This is a genomic window from Nonomuraea sp. NPDC048901, assembly GCF_040649695.1.
In the GTDB taxonomy this organism is placed as follows: domain Bacteria; phylum Actinomycetota; class Actinomycetes; order Streptosporangiales; family Streptosporangiaceae; genus Nonomuraea.
In genome coordinates this window covers 349,570-369,176 of record NZ_JBEZFW010000010.1, presented here as the reverse complement: position 1 = coordinate 369,176, position 19,607 = coordinate 349,570, and the positions used below count along the sequence as shown (strand labels likewise).

The 19,607-nt window shown below is 70.6% G+C and carries 19 protein-coding genes; 5 read left to right on the top strand and 14 right to left on the bottom strand.

The window, feature by feature from the left end; genetic code table 11:
- Positions 1 to 142: 142 nt before the first annotated feature.
- The gene (locus AB0C30_RS33645; protein WP_357952147.1) at positions 143 to 301 is read right to left on the bottom strand and encodes a hypothetical protein; all 159 of its coding nucleotides are present in this window, start codon (positions 299 to 301) and stop codon (positions 143 to 145) included.
- 94 nt (positions 302 to 395) lie between these two features.
- Between AB0C30_RS33645 and AB0C30_RS33640 the strand changes: the two genes are divergently transcribed.
- Together AB0C30_RS33640 and AB0C30_RS33635 are read left to right on the top strand one after the other, a co-directional pair.
- Complete coding sequence (locus tag AB0C30_RS33640; RefSeq protein WP_357952146.1) at positions 396 to 716, top strand: universal stress protein; 321 nt, start codon at positions 396 to 398, stop codon at positions 714 to 716.
- Positions 706 to 1,266, top strand: a complete 561-nt coding sequence (locus AB0C30_RS33635) for a universal stress protein (protein WP_357952145.1) — start codon at positions 706 to 708, stop codon at positions 1,264 to 1,266. The genes AB0C30_RS33640 and AB0C30_RS33635 overlap by 11 nt, the downstream gene beginning before the upstream one ends.
- A gap of 39 nt (positions 1,267 to 1,305) precedes the next feature.
- Here the strand turns inward: AB0C30_RS33635 and AB0C30_RS33630 are convergent, their stop codons facing one another.
- The gene (locus AB0C30_RS33630) at positions 1,306 to 3,885 is read right to left on the bottom strand and encodes a heavy metal translocating P-type ATPase (RefSeq protein WP_357952144.1); all 2,580 of its coding nucleotides are present in this window, start codon (positions 3,883 to 3,885) and stop codon (positions 1,306 to 1,308) included.
- Positions 3,882 to 4,097 carry a DUF2933 domain-containing protein gene (locus AB0C30_RS33625; protein ID WP_225291029.1) on the bottom strand — a complete coding sequence of 72 codons (216 nt, stop codon included), beginning with the start codon at positions 4,095 to 4,097 and terminating at the stop codon, positions 3,882 to 3,884. Before AB0C30_RS33625 ends, AB0C30_RS33630 begins: the two co-directional genes overlap by 4 nt.
- Positions 4,098 to 4,662: 565 nt before the next feature.
- On the opposite strand from AB0C30_RS33625, the gene AB0C30_RS33620 reads away from it, so the two are divergent.
- Complete coding sequence (locus tag AB0C30_RS33620; protein WP_357952143.1) at positions 4,663 to 5,181, top strand: DUF305 domain-containing protein; 519 nt, start codon at positions 4,663 to 4,665, stop codon at positions 5,179 to 5,181.
- A 125-nt stretch (positions 5,182 to 5,306) separates the two neighbouring features.
- Here AB0C30_RS33620 and AB0C30_RS33615 read toward each other — a convergent pair whose 3' ends face one another.
- The 7 genes from AB0C30_RS33615 to AB0C30_RS33585 are packed head-to-tail and all read right to left on the bottom strand — an operon-like array spanning position 5,307 to position 11,678.
- Positions 5,307 to 6,263, bottom strand: coding sequence for a zinc-binding dehydrogenase (locus tag AB0C30_RS33615; RefSeq protein WP_357952142.1), 957 nt, complete (start codon positions 6,261 to 6,263; stop codon positions 5,307 to 5,309).
- Positions 6,263 to 7,141, bottom strand: coding sequence for an alpha/beta fold hydrolase (locus AB0C30_RS33610; RefSeq protein WP_357952141.1), 879 nt, complete (start codon positions 7,139 to 7,141; stop codon positions 6,263 to 6,265). The genes AB0C30_RS33615 and AB0C30_RS33610 overlap by 1 nt, the downstream gene beginning before the upstream one ends.
- An 8-nt stretch (positions 7,142 to 7,149) precedes the next feature.
- Complete coding sequence (locus AB0C30_RS33605) at positions 7,150 to 7,284, bottom strand: hypothetical protein (RefSeq protein ID WP_357952140.1); 135 nt, start codon at positions 7,282 to 7,284, stop codon at positions 7,150 to 7,152.
- A 2-nt stretch (positions 7,285 to 7,286) separates the two neighbouring features.
- Entirely contained in the window at positions 7,287 to 8,144 is an 858-nt protein-coding gene (locus AB0C30_RS33600; protein ID WP_357952139.1) for an alpha/beta hydrolase, read from the bottom strand.
- 14 nt (positions 8,145 to 8,158) lie between these two features.
- Positions 8,159 to 9,472 (bottom strand): M20/M25/M40 family metallo-hydrolase, encoded by a 1,314-nt coding sequence (locus AB0C30_RS33595; RefSeq protein ID WP_357952138.1) that lies wholly within the window; start codon positions 9,470 to 9,472, stop codon positions 8,159 to 8,161.
- Positions 9,469 to 10,413 (bottom strand): hypothetical protein, encoded by a 945-nt coding sequence (locus AB0C30_RS33590; RefSeq protein WP_357952137.1) that lies wholly within the window; start codon positions 10,411 to 10,413, stop codon positions 9,469 to 9,471. Before AB0C30_RS33590 ends, AB0C30_RS33595 begins: the two co-directional genes overlap by 4 nt.
- On the bottom strand, positions 10,413 to 11,678 hold the full coding sequence (locus AB0C30_RS33585; protein ID WP_357952136.1) for an aromatic ring-hydroxylating dioxygenase subunit alpha: 1,266 nt from the start codon (positions 11,676 to 11,678) through the stop codon (positions 10,413 to 10,415). Before AB0C30_RS33585 ends, AB0C30_RS33590 begins: the two co-directional genes overlap by 1 nt.
- A 249-nt stretch (positions 11,679 to 11,927) precedes the next feature.
- Here AB0C30_RS33585 and AB0C30_RS33580 point away from each other — a divergent pair, with 249 nt between their 5' ends.
- Entirely contained in the window at positions 11,928 to 12,899 is a 972-nt protein-coding gene (locus AB0C30_RS33580) for an NAD(P)/FAD-dependent oxidoreductase (protein WP_357952135.1), read from the top strand.
- A gap of 33 nt (positions 12,900 to 12,932) precedes the next feature.
- On the top strand, positions 12,933 to 13,274 hold the full coding sequence (locus tag AB0C30_RS33575; protein ID WP_357952134.1) for a ferredoxin family protein: 342 nt from the start codon (positions 12,933 to 12,935) through the stop codon (positions 13,272 to 13,274).
- A gap of 165 nt (positions 13,275 to 13,439) precedes the next feature.
- Here the strand turns inward: AB0C30_RS33575 and AB0C30_RS33570 are convergent, their stop codons facing one another.
- The 4 genes from AB0C30_RS33570 to AB0C30_RS33555 form a co-directional block, all read right to left on the bottom strand.
- Entirely contained in the window at positions 13,440 to 14,213 is a 774-nt protein-coding gene (locus tag AB0C30_RS33570; protein WP_357952133.1) for an enoyl-CoA hydratase-related protein, read from the bottom strand.
- 69 nt (positions 14,214 to 14,282) lie between these two features.
- A complete protein-coding gene (locus tag AB0C30_RS33565) occupies positions 14,283 to 16,661 on the bottom strand; it encodes a CoA transferase (RefSeq protein WP_357952132.1) in 2,379 nt (792 codons plus the stop codon).
- 157 nt (positions 16,662 to 16,818) lie between these two features.
- Positions 16,819 to 18,414 (bottom strand): AMP-binding protein, encoded by a 1,596-nt coding sequence (locus AB0C30_RS33560; RefSeq protein WP_357952131.1) that lies wholly within the window; start codon positions 18,412 to 18,414, stop codon positions 16,819 to 16,821.
- A 92-nt stretch (positions 18,415 to 18,506) separates the two neighbouring features.
- Entirely contained in the window at positions 18,507 to 19,601 is a 1,095-nt protein-coding gene (locus AB0C30_RS33555; RefSeq protein WP_357952130.1) for a thiopeptide maturation pyridine synthase, read from the bottom strand.
- Positions 19,602 to 19,607: the final 6 nt, after the last annotated feature.

Below are 19,607 nucleotides of genomic sequence, written 5' to 3'. Positions count from 1 at the left end.
AAGGAACCGCGTGCACGCCCAATTCCGCGCCCACGGCGTGGCCAGCACCTGAAAGGTTGATCCGCTCCGATCTGCGTGGTCCTGGCCGGCTCCCCGCCGCGGCCCGTCCGGGCCCCGTTGTCCTGGCCCGGAGCCCGACGACTCATGACGCCCGCTCACTCCGGGGCCGGACCACTGCGACCGGGCAGGTGACGTTGCCCTTGCGCAGGTCCGTGGTCACCTCCGCACCCGGCGCCGGCTCGCGCGCCCGATTGGCGGCCTGGAGCGCTTCGGCGCAGTACAGCCTCATCCAGGCTGACACCGGATGCCGTTGGTCCATCATCTTCAAGTTTTGGGGCTTCTGGCCCTGCCCGGTTAGCCACCGACGGGCTGAAATGGAAAAGGGGGAATGTACGATGCCTGATCTGATCATGGTGGGTGTCGATGGTTCGGTGCCCGGATTCGACGCCGTGGCATGGGCGGCCGACGACGCCTTTCGGATGCATGTGCCGCTGCGTAACGTCTGTGTGGTGGAAACCTGGCCGTACCAGGTGCCGCAGATTCCCGCCCCTGAGTGGGACGAGGCGCTGATCGAGAACGCGCGGAAGGTCCTGGCACAAGCCGAGGAGATCGCGCGCGAACGTCAGCCTACTATCGAGGTGAGCACCGAGCTGATGACCGGAACACCGGCGGCCGTCCTTCGCGAACGGCGACGCAATCGAGCTGGTGGTCGGTAGTAGAGGGCTGGGTGGCTTCGCCGGGGCTGTACTCGGCTCGGTCAGCATGAACGTCGCGGGCCAGGTGCCGGTTCCGGTGGTCGTCGTCCGGCCAAGGGCCGCTGTGGCCCACGGTGAGATCGTCGTCGGTCTCGATGGCTCCCCCACGTGCGAGCCCGCCCTGGCCTATGCCTTCCGGCAAGCCGAACTGCGCGGAAGCACATTGCGGGCGGTATACGCCTGGGCCCTGCCGTTCGCACTGGCCGCCGGCTTCTCCTGCGACTTCGAAGCGTTGCGTGAGGCCCAACAGCGCGTCGCCGAGGAACAACTCGCGTCGTGGCGGGAGAGATACCCACAGGTCAAGGTGATCGCGGACGTGCGGTGTGCCCACCCCGTCGATGCGCTCGCCGCCGCCGGTGACCGAGCCGACCTGCTGGTCGTCGGCTCGCATGGCAGGAGCGCGATCGGGTCGATCGTCCTTGGCTCGGTCAGCCGAGGCGTCTTGCACCACGCACACTGCACGGTGACGGTGGTGCGCGCCAAGGACGCACCTACTCCGGCGCGCCGGTAGCCTCTGCGAGTTCCATCTCCATGACCTCCAGCCGCGCGTTCAGGTCATCGACTCATGCCCGGTCTTGCCGGTATCTCGGTTGGACTCGGAATCACCACCATCCCGCAAAACCGGGTCGGTGACAGCGGTGGACTCGGCTCCCGTTTCGACGGTGACGTGCTGATCGGGCGGGAGTGGCGGCGCCGGGAGCAACGCCGGCGGGGTCAAGCGGCGCAGCCGGTTGGCATTGCCCACCACCGACAGCGACGACAGTGCCATCGCGGCGGCAGCGAAGACCGGGCTGAGCCGGATGCCGAGGAAGGGGTAGAGCACCCCCGCCGCGACCGGGATGCCGACCACGTTGTAGACGAATGCCAGGAACAGGTTCTGCCGGATGTTGCGCATCGTGGTCCGCGACAGCCGTACCGCGGTAACCACTCCGCCGAGCGCGCCGGAGATCAACGTGATGTCGGAGGCCTCGATCGCCACGTCGGTGCCGGTGCCGATGGCGAAGCCGACATCGGCCTGGGCCAGCGCGGGCGCGTCGTTGATGCCGTCGCCGACCATGCCGACCCGCGCCCCTTCTCCCTGCAGGCGGGCGATCTCGGCAGACTTGTGCGCGGGCAACACCTCGGCCAGCACCCGGGTGATGCCGACCTGGCGGGCGATGGCCTCGGCCGTCCGCCGGTTGTCCCCAGTGATCATCACCACCTGAAGTCCCAGCCGTTGCAGAGTCGCGACGGCCTGGCGGGAGTCGTCCTTGACGGTGTCGGCCACCGCGATCACCCCAGCGGGCTCGCCGTCTACAGCGACCATGATCGGGGTACGGCCCGCCCGGGCGAGGCGATCGGCCTCTTCCTCAAGCGCCGAGGTATCGCCGAGCAGACGCTTCCCGCCGACCAGCACACGACGCCCCTCAACGGTCGCCGCGATGCCCTGCCCCGTGACCGATTCGAACTCCGACGGCTCGGTGAGGATCAGGCCGCGCCCGGTCGCGCCCTCGACCACGGCCTGGCCCAGGGGGTGCTCGGAGGAACGTTCGGCGCAGGCGGCCAGGCGGAGCACCTCATCGGCTGCCCAGTCACCGTACGGAACGACGTCCGTGAGCGCCGGCTTGCCACGAGTGATGGTGCCGGTCTTGTCCAGGACGATCGTGTCGAGCCTGCACGCGGTTTCCAGGGCTTCGGCGTCGCGGATCAGGATGCCGGACTGAGCCCCCTTCCCGGTGCCCACCATGATCGAAAGCGGGGTGGCCAGCCCAAGCGCGCATGGACAGGCGATGATCAGTACGGCTACCGCCGCCACCAATGCCAGCGTCAACGCCGGCGCCGGTCCGGCGACGAACCACACAGCGAACGTCACGATCGCGATGGCGATGACCACCGGGACGAAATAGCCGGACACCAGGTCGGCCAGCCGCTGGATCGGCGCACGGGAGGCTTGGGCGGCCTGGACGAGACGGATGATCTGAGCCAGCGCCGTTTCCGCGCCCACTTTCTCGGCCCTGAACGTGAACGATCCCGTCTGGTTGACCGTCGCGCCCACCACCTCATCGCCCGGACCCTTGTCCACCGGGATCGACTCGCCGGTCACCATCGACTCATCCAGCGTCGAGCGCCCCTTGACGACGACCCCGTCGACCGGAACCTTCTCGCCCGGCCGTACGACCACCACATCGCCCGGCACGACGTCCGCGATCGGAATCTCGATCTCCGCACCGTCGCGCTGGACCCGGGCAGTCCTGGCCTGCAGACCGATCAGCTTGCGGATCGCCTCGCCCGTGCCCGCCTTGGCCCGTACCTCCAGCAAACGGCCGAGCAGGATCAGCGTCAGGATGACCCCGACGGCCTCGTAATAGACGTCACGGACCCCCTCCGGCAGCAAGCCGGGCGCGACCGTGGCCAACAGGCTGTAGCAGAAGGCGGCACTCGTACCCAGCGTGATCAGGCTGTTCATGTCCGCCGAGCGGTGCCGCAGAGCGAGCCAGCCCACGCGATGGATCGGCCAGCCGGTATAGAACATCACCGGCGCGATCAGCGCGAGCTGCACCCAGCGGTTGAGCAGGAACTCCGGGATCCATCCCGCCCCGAAGAGCTCATGCGCCATGACGACGATCGCCACAGGCAGGGTCAGCACAGCCCCGACCAGGACCCGACGCGACAGGTCGGCGATCTCGGCACGCCGCTCCGTCGCCTCGACATCCTGCGAAGGCTGTTCGGCCAACGAAGGTGCGGTACCCGCGGCGACATCGTGACCGCCGTCGGAGCCCGGTTCGACGATCAGGCGGCCGTGCACCATGTTCATCCCGCAGGCGAAGCCGTACTCCCCCGCACTGCCCGGCGGCAACTCCACGGTGGTCTTGGCAAAGGCAGGCAGCGTCCGGCTGACGCCGAAATCGGCGAACACCACCCGGGAGGTGCAATCCCCGCTCTCTCTCCGGTTGAAGGTCAGCCGCACAGGGGTGCCCTGCCGTACCCGGATGATGTCCGGCGAGAAGCCGCCCCGTACGACGATCTCGATCTCCTGTACTCCGTCACGCAGCTCGGCCAGGCTGCTCTTCCTCGGCCCGAAGAAGTACCAGCCGAGGAAACCCAGCAAGGCCAGGGAGATACCGATCACGACCCAGTCGGTGGAGGTCACGGCTGCCCTGCCCCCTTGTGATCCTCGCCCTGACGGTCATGCTGCGTGTCGCCGTCGTGGCCGCTCATGGATCGCATCATCATCAGCATCATGAGCGGGCAGCCCAGCAGGATGACCACGAGCAGGACCGTACTCGGCGGGGCGCCGGCCCAGACGGCCGCGATCGCGGCCACGGCGGCGACAGCCGCCATGATCAGGTGCTGCTTCATCATGATGGCCTCCGTGGGTTGTCGCGTGCATGCCGTTGGCGGATCGACTCCGGGACCGTCATCGCGAACACGATGAGCACGAGGATGCTGAGAAATACCAAGCACGTCGGTTTCTCTCCGTCCTTCTCTACTATGTTTTCACCAGCATGTGACGGAGACTTCGCCGGCGGCTATAGCAGAACGTCCTGATGATAAGGGTCGAAAGTCCCACCAACCTGCTACTATTAGTCGTAGTAGATGGGAGCGAAGCGCTTCATTGTCGAAGCCACACGCCGGATCTCGATGAGTGCTACACCGCGTTCCCGGCGTCCTCGGCCCGCCCGGACTGCGGCACCGTGCAAGCTCCGCAGCAGAGCGCAGGGGCCATGAATGGCATCGTCGTCCCATCTCCGCCGCCAACCCCTGGCGCAAGAAGCCGCTGATCCACCACCACCTCCAGGCCATCGGCGATCTCTGCGCCCGCCCCCTCCGGAGACGCACCCCGGCCCAGCCATCCCGATCGGGCGGCGTTGGTCCCGGGGGATGAAGGCCCAACGGCCCTGGTCCTGGCCACGGACCGAGCGCCACGTTGGAAGCAGGACACCTGCAGGAGCGGAGGAGCGAGATGAGACCTTCGACAACGGCGGCAATCGCCGCCGGGGCGTTGCTCGCCGCCGCCGCCGTCGGCGGGGCCGCCCTCGCCACCGCCCACCACCAGCCCACCGCAACCGCGGCGGGATGGCCGCAGACCGGCGGGCCGATGGGTGGGATGCGACGAGTTACCTTGAACAACGAGACCGACTACCTGACCCAGATGGTGCCCCATCACCAGGAGGCGGTCGAGGCGGCCGGCCAGTTGCAGCGTTCGGGCCGGGCCGAGATGCGCGCTCTGGGCGCTTCCATCGTCAAGACGCAGACTGCCGAGATCGCCACCATGAAGGCATGGCTGGCCACGTGGTACCCGGGCCGCGCGGCCGCGAGTTACCGGCCGATGATGCGCGATCTGTCCAAGCTGTCGGGCGACGCACTGGATCGAACGTTTCTCGAGGACATGATCGGCCACCACATGGCAGCGGTGATGATGTCGTCCAGATGCAGCAGCATCTGACCGACTGGTTCGACGGGCGCTGGCGGATGCCCTACGGACCGTGAGGACGGCTACGTGGCTCCACCATCGCGTGGGCGCTCCAGCCGAACCCGCGGATCGTCCAGACGGCGACAGCCCGCCGCGGGTCAGGCTTCCACGCCGAACTCGACCACGGCACGGCCGCGCAACCTGCCGTCGCGCAGCAGTTCCAGGGCCTTCGCGATCTCGGACAGGTCGAACCGTTCGACCTCCACACTGAGCTCCCCCGCGGCCAGACGCTCGATCAGCGCCGGGGCCACCTCGCGAGCGCGCCGCTCGTGCCGGACCATGTTCACCGGAAGCAGCGCCACGTCGTCGAGCAGCCAGGACGGCAGATCGACGGTGACGGACGCCCCCAGCACGTAGCCGATCACGACGGCCCGGCCGCCGGGACGGACCCACCGCGAGCGCTCCACCAGTCCGCTCCCACCGAGCGTGTCGACCAGCAGGGACGCCGAGCGCGCCGCCGCCAGCTCCGCGACCGCCTCGGCGTCGTCGGTGACCACCCCGCGGATCCCCTCGGGCACCTGACCGAGCTGGTCGGCCCGGCCGACCACCCCGGTCACCGTGGCTCCGGCCAGCCGGGCCTGCTGAGCCACCATGGCGCCGACCGCGCCGGCCGCGCCGGTCACGATGACCTCCTCCCCCGGCTCCAGGCGGGCGACATCGTTCAGGGCGACGTACGCCGTGGTGGTCGGTACGAAGAACGACGCCGCGACCTCCGGGGGCAGCGGCGACGCCAGCGGGGTGACGGCCTTGGGAGAGACGCTGAGACGTTCGCGCCAGCAGCCGTCGCGCAGCAGGCCGAGCGCGCCACCGCGAAGGAGCACCTGCGTGCCCGGAGCCAGGGTGTCGGACTCCAGGACCTCCCCGGCGGCCTCGACCCCGCCCACGTACGGAAGCGGGGGCTTCATACCGAAAGACCCGCCGGCGACGGTCAGGTCCAGATGCCCCAGCGCCGCCGCACGTACCTCGACCAGCACCTCTCCGGGCTTGCGTACGGGCTCGGGCAGCTCCTCCACGACCGGCGCGGCCCCCCACTCGTGGAAGCGGGCCGCGCGCATCAGCCGCGCCCCTTGCCGGAGAAGCCCGCCGCCGAGCTCTTGGCCAGGAAGGCCAGGCTGAGCGGGTTGTAGCGGGCGGCCTGCTCGTGCTGCGGCCAGTGGCCGCACTCCTCGAACAGCTCCAGCTCCGAGCCCGCGATGGCCTCGTGCATGGCGGTGGCCTCCGGCACGTCGCCGAACGGGTTCTTGCGGCCCCAGACGATCAGCGTGGGCTGGGTGATCTTGGCCAGATCGTCGCGGCGAAGGATGTTGCGCAGGCGGGTGTCCATGTCCTGCAGGCATAGCAGATTGTCGAGGTTGTCGACGAACTCGGGCTCGTGGTAAATGGCGTGGCGCACCTCCACCAGCTCCTCGGTCGCGTCGGCCGGGTCGGCCATCAGCAGCCGCAGCCGCTTGCGGGTCAGCTCCACGTCATCGCTGACCACGGCCTCGCGGGTGCTCGTCCGGATCCGCTTCATGACCTCGGGGTTGGCCACGGTCCCGCCCGCGCAGAGCAGTTGCAGGCTGGCCACACGGTCGGGGTGGTCGATGGCGGTACGCCCGCCGACCCAGCCGCCCAGCGACTCCCCCACGATGTGGGCGCGCTCGATGCCCACCGCGTCGAAGTAGGCCAGCAGGTGGTCGACGTAGCGCGGGATCTCGTAGGCGTAGTCGGGCTTGCCCGTGTAGCCGTGGCCCAGCATGTCGATGGCGTGGCACTCGTAGTCCGCCGCGTGCGCGGGCAGGTTGCGGGTGAACGCCTCGAGGTGGCCGCTGGTCCCGTGCAGGAACACCACGGGCTCGCCCGACCCGGCCCGGAGGCTGCGGGTGCGCACTCCTCCGGCGTCCACGTACGAGACGCTCAGGCTCAGGGGGCTCAGTTCGGTCCAGATACTCATCGTCACCTTCAGCGGTCGAGAGCGGGCTTGTCTTGGTTGATGCGGTGCACCTGGGTGTTGCTGCGGGCCGCGAGCAGGCGGCCCAGGATCGCGACCAGCGCGACGACCGGCACGGCGATCAGCAGCTTCGTCGATCTGGACATGCTCATCTCCATGGATCCTTGAGGGAGTTCAGGAACCCGGTGACCACCGCGTGGTAGGCGCCCGGTCGTTCCTCCTGCAGGTGGTGCGAGGCGTGGTCCATGATGTGCAGGTTCCCGCGCGGCACCATGCGGGCGAGCATGAGCGGATAGTCGGGGGTGAGGAAGGCGTCCTGCATGCCCCAGATGAACAGCGCGGGCGCCTGGATCTGGCCCAGTTCGGCGGTGAGGTCCTGCCATTCGCCACGGGGCGAGTCCGACATCGCGGCCAGCTCCCGCTCACCGGGGTCCAGGCTCTGCTCGTAGCGCAGGTCCAGGGTGGTCTCGGGCAACCGGTCGCCGTCGTACCACTCCAGCCGGGTGATCAGGTCGCGCATTTTCTGCCGCGTGGGCCCCTCGCCGCCGTAGTAGGCGTCCCGGGCTGCGCGGCCGCGGCGGCCGTTCTCTGGCAGCGGCGCGAGCGGGCCGTAGAACACCGGCATGCTGCCGGTGATGACCAGGGAACGCACCCTTTCGGGGTAGCGGGCGGCCAGGCACAGCGCGATGGTGCCGCCCCAGGAGTTGCAGACGAAGTCGGCCTGCTCCACACCCAGCGTGTCCATGAGCGCGACGGTCTTGGCCGCGTGGAAGTCCCACATCGGGCCGGTGATGAGGCACTTCTCCGAATTGCCGTACTGCAGGATGTCGACGATCAGGCAGCGGCGGTCGGCGGCGAACAGCGGCGCCACCGGGCCGAAGTCGCTCCATCCGGTGCAGCCGGGGCCGCCGCCGTGCAGGAAGATCGTGTCCGCCCCCGAGCCCAGGTCGAGGTAGTGGTATTTGACGCCGTCGGCGTCGGCGTACGAACCGGTGGGGGGTTCCATATCGCCTCCTTTGGTTAGTCGCTGATCTCGTCGATCTCGGCGCGCGTCCGCGTGGTGGTGTCGACGGCCACCCGTACGAGCACCTCGCACAGGCGGCGCATGGCTCTGACGTCGACGGTGTTCATCCCGCGGGCGAAGTCGACGTCGAACTCGGTGGAGACGACCTTCGGCATGCCCACCCGGGCGGTCGGGATCCCCCGCGCGCGCAGGATGTTGGCGTCGGTCGCGCCGCTGTTGCCGTCGATGGGCTCGTGCGGGCGACCGGCCACGCTCTCCCAGGCGCGGACGGCACTGCGGACGACCCAGTCCTCCGGCGGCGTGCGCGTGCCCGGGATGGCCAGCACCATCTCGACCGTCAGCTCCACGCCCAGCTCGGCCGACAGCCCGCGGACGTACTCCGCCAGCTCCCGCTTGGCCGCCAGCGGCGTCGTGCCGGGCGCGATCCGCAGGTCGAGGCGGATGCGGCAGGCCGCGGGCGTGACGGCCGGCATGCGCTCCCAGCCGCCGGCGATCGAGCCGATGATTCCCTGAGGCGCGGCCGTCGCGGTGCGGTGCCGCTCGGGATAGGCCGCCAGCCACCCTTCCAGGCGCGTCACCACCTTGGCGGCGGTCACGATCGGATTCTGGTACGGCAGGCGGTGCCGGCTGCCGGCGTAGGTGTGGATCCCCGGTACGACGATCTCGAACCAGCACAGACCGACCTCTTCGTGCGCGACGAAGTCCCCCGGTTTGGCGATCACGGCGTAGTCGGGCTGCCAGCCGCGTTCGAGCAGGAAGGAGCAGCCGACGCCCTGCCCGGTGTTCAGGCGGCCGGTGCCGTCGATGGCGTTGGTCGGCATGCCGCCCGCTCCGAAGGCGACCAGCAGGTCTCCGGCGGGCCGCACGCCCACCGAGGCCAGGGCCTCGCCCACCATGAGGACGCACGCCGCGTGGCCCTTGGGGTTGCTCGCGCCGAGGCCGGTGACGTAGGGGCCGTCGCACTGTGCCTCGGCCCGCATGTCGGGGCGCAGCCCGGGGCCGATCCACGGCACGTCCTCGTCCGGGTCGCCGGTGGTCAGGGTGTCGATCGGGGCGTACAGCATGAGGTCGGCGCCCGTACCGTCGCCCCTCAGCCGGCCGATCGCGTTGGCCTGGCCGTCGTCGATGCGCTGCAGGTGCGAGTCCAGGCCCGCGGCGGCGAGCCGTTCGGCCAGCCGCCGGGCCAGCGGCTCCTCCCCTCCGGTGGGGCTGGCGATGGAGGTGACCTCCACCGCGGCCTTGCGCAGCCGGGCCTCGGTGATCGTGGCGAGGGCCTGGGCCACCATCCGCTCGCGCTCGTCCTTGTTCATATCGATCCGGCGGGCTCGATGATGGCCACCCCCATGCCGGTCAGCCATTCCGGCATCGGCGCGTAGGCCAGCGTCCGGCCGGGTGCGAAGCCCAGCGCCGCCGCCATGGTCAGCCAGGTACGCAGTTCCTGGCCGCCGTTGCCGGCCACCGCCTCGATCTCCGCCGTTGACAGGTTCGCGTACCGCGCCAGCTCGCCCTTCTCCAGCGCGGCGAGGAACTCCTCGTCGAACTCGGGAAAGATGGTCGGCCGGGCGGCGGTGATGATCTGCCGCCGGCGCGCGTCGTACCGCTGCCAGTCGCCCCGGCCCTCGCGCCAGGCCTCCACCAGGAACTCCTCGTCCTCTCCTTCGGGGTCCTGCCAGCGGCTCGGCCACGGGAGCCGGTGCGACAGGCCGCCCGAGGCGATGACGGCGACCCGCAGCTCGTCCGGCAGCGCCGCCACCGCGGCGGCGATGTTGCGCCCGAGCTCGACGCAGCGCCGCATGAGCGGCAGCGGCGTGGCGAACACGTTGACCACCAGCGGGATCACCGGCACGTCGAGGTCACGCAGGAGGTACTGGATCGCGTGGCTCTGGCCGTGGTCGATCTGCAGCTTCGCCGAGATCGCCACCTCGATGCCCGCTGCCACCAGGGATTCGGCGACGGCCTGGGCTACGGCCGGGTTGGTGCGCTGGGGTCCGGACGGTGTCCCGGCCTCTCCGGAGGAGACGACCTGGTCCACCCCGAGGGTGAAGGCGGGGATCAGGTCCAGCCAGAACCCCCGGAAGTGGTTCGAGCCGATGATGATCGCCACGTCGGGACGGGCCGCGGCGAGGGCGTCGCGGGCCGTGCCGAGCGCGTCGCGGAACCGTTCGGCGTCGTCTTTGTGCTCGACCTGGTCCCAGTGCGTGTTCATGAGCGTGGAGTGGGACGCGCCCACGCCCAGGACGATCCTGGCCATCAGCCGGCCTGCTTCGGAGGCCGGACGTCCTGTTTTGGCGGCCGGGGGTCGTCGACGGCGAGCCCGGAGGCGCGCAGCCGTTCGATGCGCTCCTCTGTGACGTCCTCGGCGAGCTTGCGCCACTGCAGGAGCGAGTCGTCGGGACGATAGAGCCGTTCCGGCGGCGCGTCGGTCACCTCGACCATCCATTTGTCCTGGCCGGAGAACTGGCCGTGGAAGAGCCAGCGGACGGCGCCGAGATACTTGGCGTAGAAGGGCAGCGTCTTGACGCCCTTCTCGAAGTTGGCCATCGCGCCGACATAGAGATGGTTGTCGGCGTCGACGGGCACGTAGAACTCGTAGTGGATGAAGGTCGGGTAGACGATGCGCAGCACGCCCGGCATGCTCACCGAGGCGAAGCCGGGGAAGTCCTCGGCGGCGATGGCCGGGTTCACCTTCCGGTGGCTGCCCGTGTTGCCGATGTTGGCGACCTGCTTCGGCGGCTTGAGCTTGAACCACGCCTGGTTGTTCCACCGGCCGAGACCCGGGAAGTCGGCGTCCCAGTGCTGGGCCTCCTGCACCCGGTAGATCCAGCGGCCGCGGCGCTCGATCCGCGTCTCGTTCCACACCGGCATGGCCTTGAACAGCCGCCACAACGCGGTGCGGTGCAGGTACTTCGCGTGCCCCTCGTCATAGCCGTTCTCGCAGGCGAAGCGCCAGTTCCCCTCGCGCGCCTGGATCCGCGCGCCGATCACTGCGGGGTTGTCGCGCAGCTCCTCGGGGAGCTGGTCGTCGATGGGCGGCGCGTCCTCGCCGTCCCCCACGAAGATCCACACCATGCCGAGGCGTTCCTCGACCTCGTAGGTGGGCTGGGTCACCTTCCCGCAGATCGGCGACTGCGGCCCGTCGGTGATCGCCGCCTTCAGATCGCCGGTCTCCAGGTCGAAGGTCCAGCCGTGGTACGCGCACGAGATCGTGCCGGGGAACTGCTGGTTGCCGTAGCTCAGCGGCACGCCCCGGTGCGGGCACCGGTCTTTGAGCGCGTACGCCTTGCCGCCGTCACGGATGACGACGATGCGCTCGCCGAGCAGGGTGATCGCCTTGGGCTTTCCCGTGATGTGCGAGGAGAACGCCACCGGATACCAGTAGCCGCGAAACCCGCTGTCGGCACCCTGGTAGTGGGGCCAGCTCGACCAGTCCTGGCGTCCGGGCAGCTTGCCCCGTCGTGACGGCCGGCGTCTGGCGACACCCCCGCTCGCAGCCGGCGCACCCGCCTCTGCACTCATTCTCGCCTCCGCTTCCCATGGCTTGTCGGGTGGCCGGTAGAGGCGCTCAGATGCGCCGCTCGACCACGACACGCAGTTCACCACCGACCCGGCCGGGCGGCCCAGCGGATCATCCCGCCCAGCGGACCGTGTCCCACTGAGCGAGCCGCGTTCCGGTCAGCGGTCCGCGACCTGCGAGTTCCCGTCGCCGGGGTGTGTAGCTTCCGTGGCTTGACAGGCGACTACCGGGAGGACCCAGGTGGAATCAGCATGATCCAGACCGACATCGTGATCATCGGAGCGGGACCGACCGGCCTCTACGGGGCCTACTGCGCGGGCTTCCGCGGCTTGCGGTCCGTGGTCGTGGACGCGTTGCCTCAGGTCGGCGGGCAGATTTCGGCGCTGTACCCGGAGAAGGAAGTACGGGACGTGGCCGGCATCCCCGGCATACTCGGGCGCTCGCTGGTGGACGCGCTGACGGCCCAGGCGGCGGCCTACGACCCGGTCTACCTGCTGGGCAGGCAGGCCGTCGAGCTGCGCCGCGACGAGAATGAGCGGCCTGTGGTGGTGCTGTCCGACGGCACGGCCGTACACGCGCAGGCCGTCATCCTCACCTCGGGCATCGGGACGTTCACCCCGCGTCCGCTGCCGGCCGGTGAGGAATGGCTCGGCCGGGGGCTGACGTACTTCGTGCCGGACCCGTCGGAACACGCCGGCCACGATGTCGTCGTCGTGGGCGGCGGGGACAGCGCGGTCGACTGGTCGCTCGCCCTCGCGCCCCTGGCCAGGTCGGTCACCCTGGTGCATCGCCGGGCCGCGTTCCGCGCGCACGCCGCGGGCGTCGAGGCCGCCCGGGTCGCGGGGGTCCGCATCGTGGTCGACAGCCAGGTGGTCTCCCTGTCCGGCGGCGAGCGGGTCGAGAAGGCGCACCTGCGTACGCGAGGCGAGGGGGACCGGGCCCTGCCCGCGGACTCCGTCATCGCGGCCCTCGGATTCATCAGCGACCTCGGCCCGCTCGCGGACTGGGGCCTGGAACTGCGTGGCAGGTCCGTCCTGGTGGACCAGCGCATGCGGACGAACCTGCCCCGCGTGTACGCGGCCGGCGACCTCACCGAGCACGCGGGCAAGGTCCGCCTGATGTCGGTGGGCTTCGGCGAGGTGGCCACCGCGGTGAACAACGCCGCCGTCGAACTCGACCCCGAACTGGCCCTCTTCCCCGGCCACTCCACGGACGCCGCCTGACCCCGTACCCCACCCAGAAGACAGGAGAGATCCATGAGCTATGTCATCGGCCCGGCCTGCATCGACGTCAACGATCGCGCGTGCGTGGACGTGTGCCCCGTCGACTGCATCTACGTCGGCGACCGCAAGAGCTACATCAACGCCGCCGAGTGCATCGACTGCGGGGCCTGCGAGCCGGAGTGCCCGGTTGAGGCGATCTTCGTCGACCGTACGGCGCGCGGCGACGAGACGCGCACGCTCTTCCTCCAGGACGCCAAGGACTTCTTCACCGAGGTGCTGGCCGGCCGCGACGAGCCGCTCGGCAACCCGGGAGGCGCCCGTAAGGTCGGCGACCTCAACACCGACACCGCGCTGGTGACCGGCTACGACGGCTGAAAACCGCGGATGTCCGGAGTGAGCACTTCGGACATCCGCGGTCGGTGAACCTCTCTGGCGCGCTTGTCCGGGCGGGTCGGTGAACCGGGGCGCGCGCCTGTCCGGGATCAGACCGGACATCCGCGGTCGTCAGCATCCGGCGACAGCTCGGATGCCCCGCGATCATCAGCTTCCGGTGAACCGAGGCGGGCGCTTGTCCAGGAAGGCCTGGAGTCCTTCGGCGGCATCGTCGGTGTGGATCAGCTCCATGACCGCCTCACGCTCCACTTCGAGCGCCTCTTCGATCGGCAGGGCGTACCCGGCGTCCACGACGTGCTTGAGCAGGCCGATCGTCCCGGTCGGCTTGGCCGCCAGACTCTCGGCGTGCTCGGCCACCACCCGGTCGAAGTCCTGGTCGTCGGCCACCACGTCGACCAGCCCCAGGTCGAGCGCTTCACCGGCCGACAGGCGGGTGCCGTCGATCATCAGCCGCTTGGCCCGATGCGGACCGAGCAGGCGCGGCAGGCGCTGGCTGCCGCCCGCCCCCGGGAACAAGCCCAGGTTCATCTCGGGGAAGCCGATCGTCGCCGAGGCCGCCAGGATGCGCAGGTCACAGGCGAGGGACAGCTCGGCGCCGCCGCCCAGGGCGTGACCGTTCATCGCCGCGATCACCGGCTTGGGTGCCAGTTCGAGCAGGCGCTGCACCTCGATCCAGCGGCGCATCTTCACGTGGTTGGCCGTCGAGAGGTCCCGCATCACGGCGATGTCCGCCCCCGCCACGAAGAAGCGGCCGGTGCCGCGGATGACGAGGCAGCGGACCGTGACGTCCTTGGCCAGTTCGGGGATGATCTCCAAGAACTCCTCGATCATCGCGGGGTCGACGGCGTTGGCGGGCGGCCGGTCGATGACGATCGTGGCCGTCCCTCCGTCGCGCCGTACGTCCAGGACCGGCTGGTTCATCGAAACTCCTGAGTGTCGAGGCCCCGGACTTCAGCCGCGGGGAGAAGGTCGTGGTCAGGGGGGCGGGTGTCATTCCAGGACGCCGGCGTCGCGTAGCCGGGCGAGCTCTTCCTCGTCCATGCCGAGCAGCTCCAGCAGCACCGCGTCGGTGTGCTCGCCGAGCAGTGGCGCCGGTGCCGTGAGCGCTCCGGGAGTGTCGGACATGCGGATCACGATGCCCTCGTGCCGTACCGGACCCGCGATCGGGTGCTCCAGCACCGGGTAGAAGCCACGCGCGGCCAGGTGCTCGTCGGCCTCCACCAGGTCCCGCCCGGTGGCGACGACGGCGGCGGCGATGCCCAGCCCTTGCAGCTCGGCCGCCAGTGACGCGCCGTCGTGTCGCGAGCACCAGACTGCCAGGGCGTCGTCGATCTCGTCCTCGCGCCCGCGGCGCTCCTCCAGCCCGGCAGACGCCAACGCGGCCAGCTCCGGCACTCCGGCGTGCTCGGCGAGGCGCCGCCATTCCTCGTCCCCGCGTACGGCCAGCGCGAGCCAGCGATCATCGCCACTGGTCGGATAGACACCGTGCGGCACCATCCGCGGATGCCGATTGGGCCGCACCACGGCACACGGGTCCCCGGGCTCGGCTTCGGCGCGCGAGCCGCCGACCTCGCCTCCGGCACGCGAGTCCCCGAGCTCGGCTTCGAGTACGGCCGCTCCCATGGACGCGGCCATCGCCTCCAGCTGGGAGAGATCCACATGCCCCGCCCGACCAGCCGTGATCATGTCGAGCACGGCCAGGACGGCCGAGTTGGCGGCCACCATGTCCCCCAGCCCGAACGTCAGCCCCTGCGGGCCTTCCCCGGGATCGGCGGTCTCGCTGGTGAGCCCGGACATGGCGGCGAGCGTGTCGGCGAAGGTCACCGCGTCCCGCCACGGCCCGCTCTGCCCGACCCCGGCCATCGACACCAGGATGACGCCGGGATTCAGCTCCGCCATCTGGTCATAGGACAGGCCCCACTTGGCGAGCACGCCGGGGCTGAAGTTCTCGATGACCACGTCGCACTCGGCGACGAGCCGCCGCAGCACCTCACGGCCCGGCTCGGTACGCAGGTTGAGCGCGACGCCGCGCTTGCCCCGGTTGAAGTTGATGAAGTAGCCGCTGTCGTCGAACCCGGCGTCGGGGCGCAGCCTCATCGACGGGGCGAAGCGCGTGGGATCCTGCCGGTGCCGGGATTCGATCTTGATGATGTCCGCGCCGTGCTCCGCCAGCGTCTTGGTCGCGTACGGGCCGGCGAGCACCCAGGTCAGGTCCAGAACACGGACCCCCGCCAGCGGACGTCCGGTGCCCGTCGCCGCCCGGCGGCCCCGGGGGTGCGCGGTCCGCCAGGGGGCCTCGATGGGGGCGGGACGCGGTTCGGTGAGGCGTACCGGGCGCGGTGGCTCCGCGGCGGGGAAGGGGAAGCCCACGTCCGTGACACCGTCCGCCGGCAGGCCCTCGCCCAGGATGCGGGTGAAGAAGCCGCGCGCGACGAGCTGGGGGTTGGCGGGCAGGCGCGCTGCCGTGGCGACCTCCGCCCACGGCAGCGCCCGCGCGCGTCCTTCCTCGGCCACCGACGCGGCGGAGCGTTTGGCCACGAACCTGGCCACGATCTCGTCCACGTGCTCACGGCCCCGCCAGCGGAAGACGGGATCGGACCACTTCTCCTCGGTCAGGTCCGCCGCCTCGCCCGACTCCGCCATCCAGGCGAGCAGATCCGTCCACATGCGGTCACTGCCGGAGTATCCGCCCGCGACATGACCGTCCGCGGCGCGGAAGACGCGGTGCGCCACGTGCTCGTACACCCCGCCGTTGCGAGAGGGGTACCGGCCGGCGTGGATCCAGGAGATGGCGGCCGTCTCCAGCGTGGCGGCCACCGCCTCCTGCACGGAGACGTCGATGAGCTGCCCCCGCCCGGTACGGTCGCGGGCGATGACGCCGAGCAGCGCCGCGATGGCCGCGTGCGCCCCCGCGAGCTGGGTTGCCTGCTCGCGGGGCGGTGGCTTGGGCTGCCCACCGGGCTGCCCGCCCAGCCAGCCCATGCCACCGGCGGCCGCGGCCACGAGATCGTCGGCTCGCCAGGCGCTCCGGGGGCCGCTCGTGCCGAACGGCGTGACCACGACGTGGACGGCCTGCGGCCAGCGCGACGACACCGCGCCGGATCCCGCGCGCACGCCCGCGAGCTCTTCGAGCGGGCCGCTCTCGATCACCACGTCCGCCTGCTCCACGAGCCCGTCGAGGACCTCGGCGCTCTCGGGTACGCCCACGATCCGCTTGCCCGCGTGCCAGTGCAGGGTCTCCGCGCGCGACAGCACCGCAGCGGCCGGACGTTCGACGCGTACGACGTCGGCCCCGAGCCCCACCAGCAGCCTCGCCCCGTTGAAGGCCAGCTCGTCGGTGAGGTCCAGAACCCGCAACCTGTCCGGCACACCCGCTCCTTTCAGCGGCACGTATTGACGGCTCGAACGTAGAGCGCGGGATCGCCGGGGCGCGACCATCCCGGTCTGTCCAGCGGTCCGGCCGGCCATGGCGGTCTGTCCGGCGGCTCGTGCGGTCAGACGACCGCCTGTCCGACGGCCCGCGCGGTCAGGCGATCCCCGCGCCGGCGTCCCACGCGTCCGGTGGCACGCCGTCGCCGCGCAGCTCACCCTTGACCACCTTCGTGGCGGCGTTGCGCGGCAGGTCGTCGAGTACGCGCACGTAACGCGGAACGGCGTGGCGCGGGAGCCGGTCGAGGCACCAGGCGTACACCTCCGGCGCGCGGACGACGGCTCCGGGCGCGGCGCTCACCGCCACCAGCACCTCCTCCTCGGTCAGCTCGGAGGGAACACCCACCGCGGCCACGTCGAGGACGCCCGGCATCGCGGCCACCACCTGCTCCACGTCCCAGGTGGCGATGTTCTCGCCGCGCCGCCTGATGACGTCGGCGCGGCGGCCGGCGAAATAGAGGAAACCGTCGTCATCGAGCCGGCCACGGTCCCCGGTCGTGAACCAGCCGTCGCGCAGCACCTTCCCCGTGGCGGCGTCGTCGCCTGCGTACCCACTGAAGATGATCGACCCCGCTCTGGGCCGCGCGGTGATCTGCCCGACCTGTCCCGCCGGAAGCGGCCGGCCGTCCTCGTCCCTGATCACCACCTCGTACTCCGGGACGGGCCGGCCGGCCGAGCCCGGCCGCCGGACACCGGCCGTGCTCACCGCTACGTCGGCGAGCTCGGTGCACGCGTACGCCTCCAGCAGCGGCACGCCGAACCGGTCCTGGAAACGCCTCGTCAGGGCTTCCGGCGCCGGTCCCCCGTAGGCGCGGCGCACTTGGTGGAGACGGTCGGACTCGGTGGCCGGAGCCCGTTCGAGGATGGCCGCCACGGCGCCCATGAAGTTGAACGCCGTGACCCCCTCCCGCCGGCAGATGTCCCAGAACCGGGAGGCGGAGAAGCGCGAGTGGGCCACCAGCGTGGCGCCGGAGATCAACGCGGGCAGCAACCCCGCGTGCCTGACGTTGATGTGGTTCCAGGGGAACACGTTGAACAGCACGTCCCCTGGCTCGTACCCCATGGCCCTGGCCACCCGCCGGGCCTGCCGGACGCCGGCGAAATGTGGCAACAGCGCGCCCTTGGCCCGGCCGGTGGTGCCCGAGGTCGCCATGACGACGGCCGGATCCGCCGGTCCCGGACGCCATTCCGGCAGGCGGCGCGGCGCGGCGAGCAGGTCGTCCATGTCCACCGACCCCGCCAGCTCGGCCCGCGCCCGCTCGGTCACGAGCACCACGCGCTCCATCTCCGCGGCCAGGGCGCCGAGGTCGGGATTGTCATGTACGGCGTCCGTCCCGGCGATGAGCACGCGCGCCCCCGTGGCCCCGGTGAGGTGCCGAGCCGCGGGAAGCCGGGCGTCCAGCGCCAGCGGCACCTCGACGGCACCGAGCCTGGCCAGGGCGAACATCACCTCGACCAACCGCGGACCAGGACGCAGGCACGTGACGACCCGATCGCCAGGGGACACCAGACCCGCGAGCCCGCGCGCGACGGCGGTGGCCCGCGCCCGGCACTCCTCGACGCGGAGCGACGTGCCATCCTCGAACCGCACGAGCTCCGCCTCCGGCGCGACGGCCGCGCGACGCTCCAGCACGTCGAGCATCGTCTCGGGCGAGGCCGTGACATCGTCCGCGTTTTCCATGGTCTCCCTCACGATCGGCACTATGTGAGGATGTCCCATGCCTCATCCCGGGGATGACAGCGGGTGGAGGTTTCAGGGGCGGGCCTCGACGAACGCGCGGAATTTCACGGGTGGGCCTCGACGAACGCGCGAATCAGGCCGAGCGCCGACAGGTCGTAGACCTCCTCCACCGCGTTGGCCGCCAGGTGGCAGATGCGGAAGCGGGTCGGCGGCGTGATGCCGAGCCGGGTGTTCTGCAGGTAGGTGTAGTTGATCAGGACGCGGTAGCGCAGGAAGTCCGGATCGGCGAAGACGCGGTCGTGGTAGGTCTGGCTGGAGAACATCAGCCGGTGGAAGTCGCTGAGCCTCGGGATGGCGAGTGCTTCCTGGTGGGATCCGGGGCGGATGAGCCGGCCGCGGGCGATCAGCGGTTGGGCGCGGCGGCCGTACTCGGCGATCAGAGCGGCCCATTCGCGGACGAAAGGGACGGGCACACCGGTGGTGCCGTCGAGGGTCGCGATGACCGCGCGCACCCTGCCGGTCAGCTCCTCTCGCCTGGCTTGGTAATCCCGTTCGAAGCCGGCCCGTATGGCGTCGGGGTCGGCGCAGCGGGCCAGGAAGCCTTCGGCGTGGGAGCGGTAGGAGACGAAGCTGCGGGTGATCGGGCCCATGGCGGTGTGGGAGGTGGCCAGCATCAGCGCCATGGCCAGCCCCTCCTTGGTGTCCCGGCCCGAACGGACATGTCGCAATGTGTCGAGCAGCAGCGGGGTGCTGTCGGAGTAGAAGTCGGCCAGCAGGTCGGCGGCATCCTCGTCCAGGGCCTGGTGACGGGCGTCGTAGGGGGCGTTGTGGAGGGAGTTGTCGGGATACCAGGGGGTGAGCGGGCCGGGGTCCTTCTCCTGTTCGGCGAGCACCCGGTGCTGGGCGAGCAGCGCGCGCTGGTCGAGGACCGCGGTGGAGGGGTGCGCGCGCAGGTAGGAGCCGATGATTTCGTCGATGGCCTGCCGTACGGTGTCCGCCCAGGTGGCGGGGTCGGTCTTGACGTTCAGCCGCAGGTGGGGACCCCGGCGCCAGTGCCGTAGCACGTTGACGGCCTCGACGGTGCCGCTCAAGTGGCGCAACAGCGGGCCGACGGCGTCCAGCAGCAGGTCGTCCTGGCCTGGCACGTCGTGGTAGGAGATGTGGACGCTGTGCCAGCGGGACGGCTGGAGGGGGGTCATGGCGAA